The 15,295-nt window shown below is 64.4% G+C and carries 9 protein-coding genes; 6 read left to right on the top strand and 3 right to left on the bottom strand.

What is annotated here, in order from left to right; genetic code table 11:
* Positions 1 to 48 precede the first annotated feature (48 nt).
* The 6 genes from ASE60_RS18855 (at position 49) to trxA (ending at position 11,933) form a co-directional block, all read left to right on the top strand.
* Complete coding sequence (locus tag ASE60_RS18855) at positions 49 to 2,529, top strand: PAS domain-containing sensor histidine kinase (protein ID WP_057252053.1); 2,481 nt, start codon at positions 49 to 51, stop codon at positions 2,527 to 2,529.
* A complete protein-coding gene (tsaE, locus tag ASE60_RS18850) occupies positions 2,529 to 4,040 on the top strand; it encodes a tRNA (adenosine(37)-N6)-threonylcarbamoyltransferase complex ATPase subunit type 1 TsaE (RefSeq protein WP_057252126.1) in 1,512 nt (503 codons plus the stop codon). Before ASE60_RS18855 ends, tsaE begins: the two co-directional genes overlap by 1 nt.
* A 10-nt stretch (positions 4,041 to 4,050) precedes the next feature.
* Positions 4,051 to 4,782, top strand: coding sequence for a nucleotidyltransferase family protein (locus ASE60_RS18845; RefSeq protein WP_057252052.1), 732 nt, complete (start codon positions 4,051 to 4,053; stop codon positions 4,780 to 4,782).
* Positions 4,783 to 4,784: 2 nt separating this feature from the next.
* A complete protein-coding gene (gene addB / locus ASE60_RS18840; protein WP_244495657.1) occupies positions 4,785 to 7,967 on the top strand; it encodes a double-strand break repair protein AddB in 3,183 nt (1,060 codons plus the stop codon).
* Positions 7,957 to 11,523, top strand: coding sequence for a double-strand break repair helicase AddA (addA, locus tag ASE60_RS18835; protein WP_057252050.1), 3,567 nt, complete (start codon positions 7,957 to 7,959; stop codon positions 11,521 to 11,523). The genes addB and addA overlap by 11 nt, the downstream gene beginning before the upstream one ends.
* A gap of 86 nt (positions 11,524 to 11,609) precedes the next feature.
* Entirely contained in the window at positions 11,610 to 11,933 is a 324-nt protein-coding gene (trxA, locus tag ASE60_RS18830; protein ID WP_057252049.1) for a thioredoxin, read from the top strand.
* Between the two features lie 96 nt (positions 11,934 to 12,029).
* Here trxA and ASE60_RS18825 read toward each other — a convergent pair whose 3' ends face one another.
* From ASE60_RS18825 to trpA, 3 genes are all read right to left on the bottom strand, one after another.
* Entirely contained in the window at positions 12,030 to 13,373 is a 1,344-nt protein-coding gene (locus tag ASE60_RS18825) for a folylpolyglutamate synthase/dihydrofolate synthase family protein (protein ID WP_057252048.1), read from the bottom strand.
* A 116-nt stretch (positions 13,374 to 13,489) separates the two neighbouring features.
* Complete coding sequence (accD, locus tag ASE60_RS18820) at positions 13,490 to 14,404, bottom strand: acetyl-CoA carboxylase, carboxyltransferase subunit beta (protein WP_057252047.1); 915 nt, start codon at positions 14,402 to 14,404, stop codon at positions 13,490 to 13,492.
* A gap of 50 nt (positions 14,405 to 14,454) precedes the next feature.
* Positions 14,455 to 15,294, bottom strand: coding sequence for a tryptophan synthase subunit alpha (gene trpA, locus ASE60_RS18815; RefSeq protein WP_057252046.1), 840 nt, complete (start codon positions 15,292 to 15,294; stop codon positions 14,455 to 14,457).
* Position 15,295 lies beyond the last annotated feature (1 nt).

The raw sequence follows: 15,295 nt of genomic DNA, 5'->3' as shown, positions 1-15,295 counted from the left end.
CGCAACAAGGCCGGCAGCACCCTTCGGACAGACGGGGATGGCAGCGCCATGAACAGAGACCAAACAGCTATTCCGGGCACCCGCCGCAAGGGCCCGAAGTTCCTGCGCCACCTTCTGGCCGGTACCACTCTCTTTGCAGCAACAGATGCGCTCGCCCAGGTCGCGCCGCAGAAGGCAAATATCTTCGGCTCGTCGGAGGTCGTCACCTTCTCCGTGCTCATCGGCGTCGTTTCCGCAGCGATGATTTCGGCGATCTGGCTGATCCGCCAGCGCGGCAATATCGAAGCCGAGAACCGCGAATTGCGCTCCGATCTGTCGGACGCCAACCAGCGCCTCTCGCGCTATCAGGCGCTGGTGGCCGACAAGAACCGCCGGATCGTCGTCTGGGACGGGCTGCTCGAGCGGGCTGAGCTGCTCGGCCAGCTGCCGCCCGAAACCGGCGCGCCGGCAGACGACCGCGAGTTCCTGGCCTTCGGCCGCTGGATCAAGGCGCAATCCGCCGGGGAACTGGAAAATGCGATCGACGCGCTGCGCACCCAGGCGCGCAGCTTCGACCTGGTGCTCGAAACGCAGCGCAACGAAGTCCTGGAGGCCCAGGGACGGGTCTCGGGCGGGCGCGCTTTCGTACGCTTCATCGCTCTCAACAATATGCGCGCAGAACTCGCTGAGCTGAAGCTTGAGCACGATCGGCTCAATACTGCGCTCGTGTCCTTCCGCACCCTTCTCGACGCCATCGATCTGCCGGTGTGGCAACGCGGCACGGATGGCGCCCTCACCTGGGTCAACGAGGCCTATGCCGACGCCGTCGAGGCTCCTGATGTCGCGGTCGCGGTTGCCGAAGGGCGCGAGCTGCTCGCAACCGTCGCGCGCGAAAAGATCCGCGCGGTTTCCACCTTCGACACACCGTTCCGCGACAAGGTTTCGACCGTCGTCAGGGGTAACCGCACCTTCTTCGAAGTCGTCGATGCCCGCAGCCCTGCCGGCTCGGCCGGCGTCGCCGTCGACGTATCCGGCATCGAGGCCGTGCGCGAGGAACTCAACCGGACGCTCAAGAGCCATGCCGAAACGCTCGATCATCTGGCGACCCCCGTCGCGATCTTCGACGGCAATCAGCGCCTGCAGTTCTACAACCAGGCCTTCCAGCGTCTGTGGAACCTCGACATCGGCTTCCTCGAGCGCAAGCCCGACAACGGCGAAGTGCTTGACCGGCTGCGCGCCGGCGGCCAGCTGCCGGAGCAGCTCAACTGGAAACAGTGGAAGGCCACCGCGCTTTCCGTCTATCAGGCGCTCGACACGCAGAGCGACCTCTGGCACCTGCCGAACGGCCAGACGCTGCGCGTCTTCGCGACCGCCCGCCCACAGGGCGGGGTCACCTGGGTGTTCGAGAACCTGACCGAGAAGGTCGATCTCGAAACGCGCTACAATACGCTCGTTCAGGTTCAAGGCGAGACGATCGACCATCTCGCGGAAGGCGTAGCTGTGTTCGGGCCCGACGGCCGCATTCGTCTCTCGAACCCGGCGTTCCGGGCGATCTGGGGCATCAGCGAGGCGGAGGCCAAGCCCGGCACCCATATCCGGGCGATCGAGCAGGCCTGCCTCATCTCCTACGACCAGCCTGACGGGTGGAAACGTTTCACCCACATCATCACCAGCTTCGACGACGAACGGCCCTCCAGCCGCGGCATCCTTGAGCTTCGAACCGGACTGATCCTCGACTACGCCGTCATCCCGCTGCCGAACGCGCAGACGATGCTGACCTTCGTCAACATCACCGACAGCGTCCGGGTCGAGCGCGCGCTCACCGAAAAGAACGAGGCGCTGCGCAAGGCGGATGCGCTGAAGAACGACTTCGTGCACCACGTTTCCTATGAACTGCGTTCGCCGCTCACCAACATCATCGGCTTCGCCGACCTGTTGAAGACGCCGGCTTTCGGCGATCTCAACGAGCGGCAGGCGGAGTATGTCGACCACATCGCCACCTCCTCGTCGCTGCTGCTGACGATCGTCAACGACATCCTGGATCTCGCGACCGTCGATGCCGGCATCGTCCAGCTCGACATGTCCGAGATCAGTCTCACCGACTTCCTCGATGATATTGCCCACCAGATGGCCGACCGGCTGCTCGAGAGCGGCGTGACCCTCAGGATCGCCGCCCCTGACAATCTCGGCCGCATGGTCGCCGACCAGCAGCGGCTGAAGCAGATCTTCGTCAAGCTGCTCACCAATGCCGCAAACTTTGCGCCCGACGGCAGCGCCATCGACCTGAAGTGCCGCCGCGAGGGCAGCGACTTCATCTTCTCTGTCTCAGACAGCGGCCCCGGCATACCGCAGGACGTGCTCGATACAGTGTTCAACCGCTTCGAAAGCTACGGCCAGCGCGGCGGCGCAGGCCTCGGCCTTTCGATCGTCGAGAGCTTCGTCAGCCTGCACCACGGCACCGTCTCCATCCGCAGCAAGGAAGGCGAAGGCACGGAAGTGACCTGCCGCATACCCTCGGCCGAAGTGCCGGCGATCGTCGCGGCCGAATGATGTCGGCGATCGAACGCTTCCTGACGGACGAGGCGGCAACGATCGAGCTCGGCGAAGATCTGGCGCTGGCCCTGAAGCCCGGCGACTGCGTCGCGCTCTCGGGTGATCTCGGAGCCGGCAAGTCGACCTTGGCGCGCGCCTTCCTTCGGGCGCTTGCCGATGACGACGGGCTGGAGGTCCCCAGCCCGACCTTTACGCTGGTCCAATCCTATGAACTGCGCATTCCGGTCGCGCATTTCGATCTCTATCGGCTGGCTGATTCCAGCGAACTGGACGAACTCGGCTTCGACGAGGCGCTATCGCTAGGCGTCTGTCTCGTCGAATGGCCGGAACGGGCTGACGACGCCCTACCCACCAGCCGCATCACGCTGAGCATCACCCATGAAGGCGATGGTCGCCGCGTCGAAATTTCCGGTCCGGACGAAAAGCTGCAGCGCATCGCCCGCACGCTGGCGATCCGCGACTTCCTCGATCAGAACGATCACCCAAACGCACGGCGCCGGCACCTCAGCGGCGACGCCTCGATCCGGGCCTATGAGCGCATTTACCCGGCAGACGGCTCCGTTAGCCGGATTCTGATGGATTCGCCACGACACAAGCCCGGCCCCGTCCTCCAGGACGGAAAATACTACCAGCAGCTCGCGCATATCGCCGAAGACGTCGTTCCCTTCGTCGCGATCGACCAGCTGCTCATTGCACGCGGCTTTGCAGCGCCGACGATCTACGCCCGCGATCTCGACCAGGGCATCCTGCTGATCGAGGACCTTGGGTCGGATGGCGTTCTCGACGCGGCCGGCCAGCCGATCGACGAGCGCTACATCGAAAGCGTACGACTGCTCGCCCGCCTCCATGCCAAGCAGACCGACAGGGAGATCAACCTCGACAGAGCGGTCATCCACCGCATTCCGGATTTCGACCGGACGGCGATGAAGATCGAGACGCGGCTTTTGACCGACTGGTACCTGCCGTGGAAGCGCGGTGCGCCGGCAAGCGATGACGAAAAACGTGAATACGGAGAGATCTGGGACGGGCTGATTGATCTTCTCCAGACCTCCGAGACGAACCTGCTCTTGCGAGATTTTCACTCGCCGAACATCATCTGGCGCGGAGAGCGCCAGGGATTGGACCGGATTGGCCTCATCGATTTCCAGGACGCGATGATCGGCCCGACGGCCTATGACGTGGCATCGCTGGTGCAGGACGCGCGCGTGACCGTCGCGCCTCCGCTCGCCAACCGGATGATGGAAACCTATCTCGCCGAACGGCAGGCAAGCGGCAACTTCGACGAGGCGACTTTCTTGCGCGACTGGCATTTGATGTCGGCGCAGCGCAACTGCAAGCTCGTCGGCATCTGGGTGCGGCTGATGCAGCGGGACGGCAAACCCGGCTACATGAAACATATGCCCCGCACTTTCGCCTATCTTCAGGCGGCGCTCACACATGAATCGCTGAAACCCTTGCACGACTGGTGTATGAAGACCGGAATCCTAGATTCCGAATCAGCGAACTGACAGAGAAGCAATGTCGATCAGCAATGCGATGGTGCTCGCCGCGGGCCTCGGCACCCGGCTCCGCCCGATCACCAACACCATGCCGAAGCCGCTCGTAGAGATCGCGGGCAAGCCGATGATCGACTACGTGCTGGATCTGCTGGCAGAGGCCGGCATCACCAAGGCCGCGGTCAACGTGCATCATTTCGCCGACCAGATGGAAGGACATCTCAGCCAGAGAAGAAGCCCGGAGATCCTGATTTCCGACGAGCGCGATGCGCTGATGAATTCCGGCGGCGGCCTGGCCAAGGGCCTGAAACTGCTGCCGGAAGGCCCCGTACTGGTGATGAATGCCGACCTCTTCTGGGTCGGGGAACCGGTCGGCGTTCCCAGCAACCTGACGCGCCTCGCCGCAGCCTTCGATGCGGACCGCATGGACATGCTGCTCCTGTGCGTGCGCGATGAGGACACGACCGGTCACAACGGCAAGAAGGACTTTTCGCTCGGTGCCGACGGCAAGCTGACGCGATACACCGAAGGTCTGCCAAACCCGGTGGTCTATGCCGGCGCGATCGCGCTTCACTCCCGGCTCTTTGCCGACGCGCCTGATGATGCCTTCAACCTCAACATCTACTTCGATCGCGCTGCCCAAAAAGGGCGCCTCCACGGCCTCCTGCTCGATGGCCACTGGATGACGGTCGGCACGCCCGACGCGATCGGCGAAGCGGAAGCGGCGATCCGCCGCCACCAGCCAGGAGGATGAGCGTGCGCGGCCGCCGGTCCAACGTCTTCACGATCCCGCCTGGCCTCCCCTTCCTGAAGACGCTCGCCGAAAAGCTTTGCGACGGTATCCTGACTCCGGACTTCCGCTACGATCCGGCCGATCCCTTGCCGCTTGCCGGCGTCACGATCTTCGTGCCGACGCGGCGTTCGGCCCGTGTGCTCAGATCCGAATTCGTCGACCTGCTCGGCGGCCGCTCCACCATCCTGCCCACCATCAAGGCGCTCGGCGAGACCGATGATGACAGTGGCTTCTTCGACGCCGAAGTACCGGCAATCCTCGATCTCGCGCCGCCGCTGCCGGGCACGGCACGGCTGATCGAGCTTGGCCGGCTGATTCTCGCCTGGCGCAACCGGCTACCAAAGGTCGTGCTCGACATCCATGCGGAAAGCCCGCTGATCGCGCCGGCAAGTCCTGCCGATGCGATCTGGCTGGCACGCAATCTTGCCGATCTCATCGATGCGATGGAGACGGAAGAGCTGGACTGGGACGCGCTCGACCGGCTCGACGCCGGCGAGCATGCGCTGTGGTGGCAGCTGACGCTCGAATTCCTCAAGATCGCCCGAACCTACTGGCCGGAACGGCTCGAGGAACTCAAGCAATCCTCGCCCGCACGCCATCGCAACGCCATCCTTCAGGCCGAAACGCAGCGCATCGCCGGCGGCAAGATCGAAGGCCCGATCATCATCGCCGGCTCGACCGGTTCCATTCCCGCCACGGCCGCGCTGATTGCCGCCGTGCAGAAGCTTCAGAACGGCACGATCGTGTTGCCTGGTCTCGACCAGACGATGAGCGATGCCGAATGGGACATGATCGTCGCCGACGCTGCCTTTGACGGCAGGCCGGACCCGGCAAGCCGCAGCCACCCGCAATACGGCTTCTACAGGCTGCTGAAGCGCATGGGCGTCATCCGCTCGGATGTGGGCGCGCTAGCCGGCGCCCAAACCGACGTCGATTTCCGCGCGGCGATCCTCTCGCACGCCCTTTTGCCGGCAAAGGCCACCGATGCCTGGACCGAAATGCGCAGCGAACTCGACGGCGAATTGCTGCGCGCTGCCTTCGGCGATACGGCTCTCATCGAAACCGCCAACGAACGCGAGGAGGCGGCGGCGATTGCCGTTGCGCTAAGGCTTGCGCTGGAAGGCAGCGAGGATAGCCAGGCGGCGTTGATCACGCCCGACCGAAATCTCGCGCGGCGGGTCGGCGCCGAGCTCGCCCGCTTCGGCATCGAGGCGGACGATTCCGCCGGCACGCCTTTGTCCTCGACGCCCCAGGGCAGCTTCATGCGTCTGCTTCTGGAGGCAAGCCTGCGCCCCGGCGATCCCGTGCCCTTCGTTGCGCTGCTCAAGCACCCGCTGGCGCGCTTCGGGCTTTCGCGTGATGAGATGCGCCAGGGCGCCGACGCGCTCGAACGCATGGCGCTGCGCGGCAGCACCGCAACCGTCGATATCCTCGCCCTGGAGCCGTTGCTCGATGCGGCGATTGCCGGCCACAAGGTCGATCGCCACCCGCCGGAATGGCGTGCCGGCATCGGCGCCGAGGAGCTTCAGGCAGCACGCGATCTGGCGATCAAGATCGGCCTCGCGGTGGCGCCGCTGGCTTCCGCGCTCACGCGCAGCAAGGACGGCAGCCGCGTGTTCTCGGACGAATTCACCTTTGCCGACTGGGCGACGCGTACCGGCCAGGCGTTGGAAGCGGCCTCGGCCGACGAGCGCGGCGATCTCGGTGGGCTCTGGTCCGGCGAGGCGGCCGATACGCTGGCGACCCTGCTTCGCGGCATCATCGAAACCGATGGCCAGATGACGGCGGACGGGCCGCAATGGTGCGACGTCATGGAGGCGCTTGCTGCAGGTGCCGCGGTCAAGCCGCGGTCCATGCGCCATCCGCGGGTCTTCATCTTCGGCGCGCTGGAATCACGCCTGCAGAGCATGGATCTCGTGGTGCTCGGCGCCATGAACGAGGGCAATTGGCCAGGCCAGACCGCCAACGACCCGTTCCTGTCGCGCACGATGAAGACGGGCATCGGTCTCGAGCCCCCCGAGCGGCGCATCGGCCAGCTCGCGCATGACTTCCAGATGGCCTGCGGCACACGGCGGCTGATCTTCACCCGCTCGATGCGCCAGGGCGCAACACCCACCGTTGCCTCGCGCTGGCTACAGCGGCTGCTCGCGCTTGGCGGCGAACGGCTGACTGCGGCCTTGCAGGCCAATGGCGCCGACTATCTGGCCTGGGCCCGGATGCTCGACGACGGAGGGCGGCAGCCGCTTGCCGAACGCCCCGCGCCCAAGCCACCGGTGGACCTGCAGCCGCGCAAATATTCCTTCAGCGAGGTCTCGCGGCTGAGGCGCGACCCCTACGCGATCTACGCCCGGCGCATTCTTCGCCTGCATCCGCTGCTGCCGTTCAACAGCGATCCCGGTCCGGCGGAGCGCGGCACGCTCTATCACCAGATCGTCGAGCGCTTTATTCGCGGCGGCTTCGACCTCATGTCGCCCGCGGCCGAAGAAGCGATGCATCGGCTGCTGAACGAGGCTTTCGACGAGGCGCGGCTGCCCACGCATATCGACACGATCTGGCGGCCGCGCTTCGCCGCCGTCGGCTTGGCTTTCATCAAATGGGAGCGGGACCGCGCACGCTTCATCCGCCGCTCGCGCACGGAAGCTCCGGCATCGATGGAGCTCGGCGTCGCCGACATGCGGCTGACGGGCATTGCCGACCGGCTCGATATGCTGACCGACGGCAGCGTGGAGATCATCGACTACAAGACCGGCTCCAGCCCATCGGTCAAGGAAGCCCGTGTGCTGCTTGACCCGCAGCTCGCACTCGAAGCCGCAGCCCTCAAGGCCGGCGCCTTCAAGGACCTGCCGCCGAGCCATCCGCAATCGCTGCTCTATGTCCGGCTGAAGCCCGGATCGCGTTTCAAGCAGGAGACCGTGAACAACGAGGGCAGCAAGGCGAAGGAAACCAAATCCGCCGACCAGCTCGCGGACGAATCCCTCACCGAGCTCAGAAAACTGCTGAGTGCGCTGCTTTCGGGCAAGCATGGCTTTGCATCGCGCGTGATTGTTCAGAAAGAGCGCGACCACGGCGGCGAATACGACCATTTGGCACGCGTGGCCGAATGGTCGACGGCCGATAGCGAGGAGGAGGACGGCGATGAGGGATGACAGCCTCGGCCCCGAACAGGCGACGCCGCAAGCCTGGCTCGACTGGACCTCGCATCGGCAATCGCTAGCCTCCGATCCCGAGCGTTCTGCCTGGGTTTCGGCCAATGCCGGATCCGGCAAGACACATGTGCTGACCCAGCGGGTGATCCGGCTGCTGCTCGCCGGCTGTCGGCCGTCGGCGATCCTCTGCCTGACCTATACCAAGGCGGCGGCATCCGAAATGTCGAACCGCGTCTTCGAACGGCTGGCCGAATGGGTAACGCTCGACGACGCGACGCTCGAAAAACGGATCGAGGCAATCGAGGGCGAGCGGCCTGGTCTGCTGAAGCTGCAGGAGGCGCGGCGCCTGTTCGCCCGGGCGCTCGAGACGCCCGGCGGCCTCAAAATCCAGACGATCCACGCCTTCTGCGAGGCGCTGCTGCACCAGTTTCCACTGGAAGCCAATGTCGCCGGGCATTTTTCGGTTCTCGACGACCGCGCTGCCGCCGTGCTGCTTGCCGATGCGCGCCGCATGCTGCTGACGGCGACGGCCGCCAAGGACGATCCGGAACTGGCGCGCGCCTTCGCCATCGTGCTCGACCTTGCCGACGACACCGGGCTTGAAAAACTGCTCGCGGCGATCGTCGAGAACCGCACCGCGATCCAGACCTTTTTCGAACATGCCGACGCGCTCGGCGGCACCGAGGCCGAGTTGCGCCGCGCCCTGAAGCTGGCGCCGAGCGAAAGCGTCGACAGCGCCATGGCCGCGATCTGGCCGTTGGCGGGCCTGAACGGTGCGTCCCTGGAACGTTACTTCTCACTCGCCACGAGCGTCGGCGGAACGAAGGTTCTGGAATTTGCAGAGGGACTTCGGACCGTCTCCAAGCTCACGGACTTGGACGCGCGCTATGACGGTCTCAGGCATTTGTTCTTCACCGGCACCGGAAAACCCCGGGCACAATCCGCCTTCCTCAACAAGGCGATGCAGCAGGCGGCACCCGATCTCATAGACCTGGTGGACGAAGCCTACCGCCATGTCGTCGCCTGCATCGATCACATCAGCATTCTTAGGATGTTCGAGGCGACGCTGGCGGCTCTGACGCTCGCCGAACGGCTCAACGTCGACTACGAGGAGCTCAAGCGGCGACGCAGCCAGCTCGATTTCGAGGACCTGATCAACCGCACGGCGGCGCTCTTTGCCCGCGGCGATGTCAGCGCCTGGGTCCACTACAAGCTCGACCAGGGCATCGACCATATCCTCGTCGACGAGGCTCAGGATACCAGCCCGGCGCAATGGACCATCATCCAGGCGCTGGCGGCTGACTTCTTCTCCGGCGAAAGCGCCCGTGGAACCAACCGCACCATGTTCGCCGTCGGTGACGAGAAACAGTCGATCTACTCCTTCCAGGGCGCACGGCCGGAACGGTTCTCGCATGAGAGCCAGGAAACGGAACGGCGGGTGCGCGACGGCGGCAAGGCCTTCGAGCCCATCCGTCTTCAGCTCTCCTTCCGCTCGACCGTCGACGTGCTTTCGGCCGTCGATACGGTCTTCGCCAATCCGGCGCATGCACGCGGCCTCAGCGCCCGCAACGAGCCCGTCGTTCATGCTTCGAACCGTATCGGCCATCCCGGCGCCGTCGATATCTGGGACGTGATTGCCGCCGAACCGATCGATACGGACGAAGAATGGACCGCAGCCTTCGACGCAACGCCTGAGAGCGCACCGGTCAATATCCTCGCACGCCGGATCGCCGGCGTCTTGGAGAGCTGGATCGGCAAGGAAACGATCGTCGAGAAGGGTATTCGCCGACCGATGCGTCCGGGCGACGTGATCGTGCTGGTCCGTAAGCGCGACGCCTTCGTCAATGCGCTGACCCGGGCGCTCAAGCGCCGCAACAACATTCCGGTCGCCGGCGCCGACCGGCTGGTGCTCACCAAGCATATTGCCGTTCAGGACCTGCTCGCGCTCGGGCGCTTCGTCCTCTTGCCGCAGGACGACCTGTCACTCGCCGCGCTGCTGAAAAGCCCGCTGTTCAATCTCGGCGAAGACGCGCTGTTCGAGCTCGCGGCGCGGCGCAAGGAAGGCGAAAGCCTCTGGCAGAGGCTCCAGGCCGAGGCGGCCGAGGGCATCCTGTTCCACCAGGCAGCAAGGGCGCTGAAAAGCTATGTGGCGCTCGCGAACGCGCTTGCACCGCACGATTTTTATGCCCGCATCCTTGGCGTTCATGGCGGCCGGGCGGCCTTCCTGGCGCGGCTCGGCACCGAGGTCAGCGACATTCTTGACGAGTTCCTCACCTTCGCCCTCGATCAGGAAAGAAGCGGCCTCCCCGGTCTGCAGGCCTTCGTTTCGACGCTCGAAATGGAAGCGCCGACGGTCAAGCGCGAGCAGGACAAGGAACGCGACGAAGTCCGGATCATGACGGTGCACGCCGCCAAGGGTCTCGAAGCGCCGGTCGTCTTCCTCGTCGACGGCGGCGGTGCGCCGTTCAGCAACCAGCATGTCCCTTCCCTTCGCTTCCTCGAGCTCGCTCAAAGGGATGGCGCCGTCCTGTCGTTGCCGGTGTGGCGCGCACCGGGCTCGGAATCGAATACGCTCGTGACCGCCGACAGCGATCGTCTGAAGACGCTTGCCGAGGAAGAGTATCGACGCCTGCTCTATGTCGGCATGACCCGCGCCGCTGACCGCCTGATCGTCTGTGGCTATCGCGGACAGCGGGCCGTCGCCGAAACATGGCATGCCATGGTTCAGGCGAGCCTTGCCGGGGACGAAAATGGCCGCGGCCATCCGAAGACCTTTCACGCCGGCGGCGAGGAATGGTCCGGCCATGCCTGGCGCGAGAAGCAGCTCGAGCGCGACCTTCCCTCCAAGGAAGCGCCCACGCCGGACGCCAACCGCCCGGCCTCCGGCCTGCCGAAGGCGCTTTCGACGCCGCTGCCACCGCAAAAGCGGCTGCCGCGGCCGCTCAGCCCCTCCGGCGTCGGTATCGCCATCGACGAGGACGACGGCGATGGGCTTGTCGGATCCGCCCTGTTTTCTGAGAAGGCACCGGCAAATCTCTCGATGTTGCGCGGTGCCATCCTGCACCGCCTGCTGCAGGTCCTGCCCTCCATTGCGGGCAATGATCGCCGCGCCGCGGCCGAGCGCTATCTCGTGCGTTCGGTGCCCCGCTGGGCGCCCGCGCAGCGCGCCGCGCTGATTGACGCTGTCGAGAATGTGCTCGACCATCCCGATCTTCAGGCGCTCTTCTCGGTCGGCAGCCGCGCCGAAGTCTCGGTCATGGGCACACTGACCCTCGGCACGCGCGAGCACGCGGTCTCCGGCCGCATCGACCGGCTCGCCGTCAGCGACGGGATCGTGACCATTGCCGATTTCAAGACGAACCGGCAGGTGCCGGCTTCGCAGGGTGACATACCCTTCGCCTACAGGGCACAGCTTGCGATCTATCGCGAGCTGTTGCGGCCGCTCTATCCCGGGCACGCATTCCGATGCGTGCTGATCTTCACCGAAGGACCGGCAATCCACGTGGTTACGGATCAGGCGCTCGACAGGAGCCTTGAAGACCTCGCGACAAAGTGAGATACCGGATATTGAAAATCCAGCGGTGCCATCTCACATGAGACACAACATCTGGATACTGCCATTCCGAACGCAAGGAGCAGCCTATGGCTACTGTAAAGGTCGATACGTCCAATTTTCAGCAGGAAGTGCTGAACTCCGCCGAGCCGGTGGTTGTCGATTTCTGGGCTGAATGGTGCGGCCCGTGCAAGATGATCGCGCCGAGCCTCGAGGAAATCTCGAACGAGCTCGCCGGCAAGGTCAAGGTCGTCAAGCTCAACATCGACGAAAACCCGGAACTGGCTGCCCAGTACGGCGTTCGCTCGATCCCGACGCTCGCCATGTTCAAGGCCGGCGAAGTGGCCGACATCAAGGTTGGCGCTGCGCCGAAGACGGCCCTTTCCTCGTGGATCTCCACGGCGGTCGCCTGAGACCTTCGCTGACTACCGCAGCAGAAAGCCCGGCATGCCGGGCTTTTTTCTTGTCTTGAACTTGGCTGCTATCGGGATGGCGGCGCCACCTCCGGATCACTTCGGCGGCGTACCGTTGTCGGCGAGAACGTCGCCCACCAGATAGAGCGAGCCGCCGATCAGGATGCGCGGCGGCGCCGGATCCTCATCGACCAGATTGGCAACGATCGTCAACGCTTCGGCGACGGAAGAGACAGCCGAAGCCTCAAATCCGATAGCAGCCGCGTCGCTTGCAAGCGCCACCGGATCAAGACCTGCATCGGAACCACGGATCGGAACGGTGAAGACCTGTTCGGCAAGATCCACAAACGCCCGGAAATAGCCGACCGGATCCTTCGTGTTGATCATGCCAATGATCAGGAACAGGGGGCGCGATTCGCGTTCTTCGAAGGTCGCCATCGCTTCGGCGATCACCTGGCCGGCACCCGGATTATGGCCGCCGTCGACCCAGATTTCCGCATCGGCCGGGCCGTAACGCGTAAGTTTGCCGCTGGTCAGGCGCTGCAGGCGCCCGGGCCACTCGACGCCGGCAAGCCCCTTCTCGATCGCCGCCTCCGAAACGTCGAAGCCCGCAGCCCGCACCGCGCGAACGGCCGCGGCGGCATTGGCGTATTGGTGCCGTCCCGGCAGCTTCGGCAGCGGCAGGTCGGCGAGACCGCTTTCGTCCTGATAGACAAGGCGGCCGAATTCCTCATGCGCCATGAAGTCCTGGCCATAGACGAACATCGGGCAACCGAGCCGCTCGGCCGTCGAGATCAGCACATCGCGCGCAGCCTCTTCTTCCTGCTGACCGATCACGACGGAGCAGCCGCGCTTCATGATACCGGCTTTTTCCGCGGCGATCAGTTCCACCCGGTCGCCGAGATAGGCCTGGTGATCGAGCGAGATCGGCATGATGACGGATACGGCCGGTCGAGCAATGACATTGGTCGCGTCGAAGCGGCCGCCGAGGCCAACCTCGATGATCGCGACATCGGCCGGGTGCTCGGCAAAGAGAAGGAAGGTGACGGCGGTCAGGATTTCGAAGACGGTGATCTTCTCGCCGCCATTGGCTTCGGCGACGCGACGCACCGCATCGGCCAGAACGGGGTCGCTGACGAGCCGTCCCTTGCCGCCCTTGACGCCGAGGCGGTAACGCTCGTGCCAATTGACGAGATGCGGCGACGTGTGGACGTGAACGCTGAGACCGGCCGCTTCCAGGATCGCCCGCGAAAACGCGGTTGCCGAACCCTTGCCATTGGTGCCGGCGACATGGATCACCGGTGGCAGGCGGTCCTGCGGATTGCCGAGCGCGGCGAGCAGCCGGGTGATCCTGTCCAGCGACAGATCAAACCCCTTGGGGTGGAGGGCAAGGAGTTTTTCGATCTCATAGCCCGCTTCGCTGGCTTCCACCGCTGTCATCTCTCACCCCGACCCGACAAGCTTGACTGCCAAACATCTCCGGTCTGGCGGAGATGTTTCATTCTTGTTCTGCACAACTGCGGGAAAACCGGTTTACGCTTTTCCCGCAATAGCCTTTAAGCGCTTGCCGCGACCGGCAAGGCAGCCGGCTGCGTGCCGCCGTTGAGCTTCGAGGCTTCTGCCGGCTTCTTCATCAGGATCTTCAGGACCCGGGCAAGCGTCGACGGCAGATCATGGCGTTTGACGACCATGTCGACCATGCCGTGCTCCAGCAGGTATTCAGACGTCTGGAAACCTTCCGGCAGCTTCTCGCGCAGCGTCTGCTCGATCACGCGCTTGCCGGCAAAGCCGATTTCGGCGCCAGGCTCGGCCATATGGATATCGCCAAGCATCGCATAGGATGCGGTGACGCCACCGGTCGTCGGGTTGGTGAGCACGACGATATAGGGAAGACCGGCTTCCTTCAGCAGGTTGACGGCAACCGTGGTGCGCGGCAGCTGCATCAGCGACAGGATGCCTTCCTGCATGCGGGCGCCGCCCGATGCCGGGAAAATGACCAGCGGGCACTTCTCGGCGATCGCTCTTTCGAAGGCCTTGATAATCGCCTCGCCGGCAGCCATGCCGAGCGAACCGCCAATGAAGTTGAACTCGTGCACGACGGCGACGAGCTTGACGCCCTGAACGCGGCCGAGACCGGCGACGATCGTGTCTTCGAGCTCGGTCTTCACGCGGCTGTCGCGCAGACGGTCGGAGTACTTCTTGGAATCGCGGAACTTCAGCGGGTCCTGAGCAACCTTCGGCTGCGGAAACGCTTCATAGATGCCGCCGTCGAACAGGTCCTTCAGCCGAGCCTTGGCCGGCATCTTCATGTGGAAGCCGGACTGCGGGATGACCCACTTGTTTTCTTCGAGATCGCGGTGGAACACCATCTCGCCGGTTTCCGGGCACTTGATCCAGAGATTTTCCGGAACTTCCCGGCGGCCCAGCATCGAGTTGATCTTCGGCCGAACGTAGTTTGTGATCCAGTTCACTTAGTAACTCCTGAAGATTTCCTTCGGGTTGTGCGCGCTAATATAGGCAATTATTCGGCTGCTGCGAGGCGTGCGGACCGCACGCCTGCCGAGAGCCCTCTGACCAGCGCTTCAACACCCGGAACCGTCGCGTCCGTCGCCTTGCCCTCTTCGGTCAGGCTCGACGCGATCTGGTTGACGATCGCCGTACCGACGACCACGCCATCGGCGGATGCTCCGATGGCCCTTGCATGCTCCGCCGTCTTGACGCCGAAACCGACGCAAACCGGCAGGTTGGTGTGCGCCTTGATACGGCCGACTGCGCCGGCAATCAACGACGGATCGGGCAGAGCCGAACCTGTGATGCCGTTCATCGATACGTAATAGACGAAACCGGAGGTGTTTTCGAGCACCTTCGGCAGGCGACGGTCGTCCGTGGTCGGCGTCGCCAGGCGAATGAAGCTGATGCCCTTCGCAAGCGCCGGGATGCAGAGTTCATCATCCATCTCCGGCGGCAGATCGACGACGATCAGGCCGTCGATGCCGGCGGCGAGCGCATCCGTCAGGAAGCGGTCGACGCCGTAGATATAGATCGGATTGTAGTAGCCCATCAGCACGATCGGCGTGCGCTGGTCGTCCTCGCGGAAGCGGCGGGCGATCTCGAGCGTCTTGGCAAGCGTCTGGCAGCCCTTCAGCGCGCGTTGACCGGCAAGCTGGATGGCCGGGCCATCGGCCATCGGGTCAGAGAAGGGCATGCCGAGTTCGATGACGTCGGCGCCGGCCTTCGGCAACGCCTTCATGATCGAGAGCGACGTCTCGAAATCCGGATCACCGGCCATGAAATAGGTGACGAGGACCGGCCGTCCCTCGGCCGCCACATCGGCAAATCTCTTGTCCATGCGTGCGGTCATG

It is taken from the genome of Ensifer sp. Root278 (assembly GCF_001429285.1).
Lineage (GTDB): Bacteria > Pseudomonadota > Alphaproteobacteria > Rhizobiales > Rhizobiaceae > Ensifer.
This window is presented reverse-complemented; position numbering and strand designations above follow the sequence as displayed.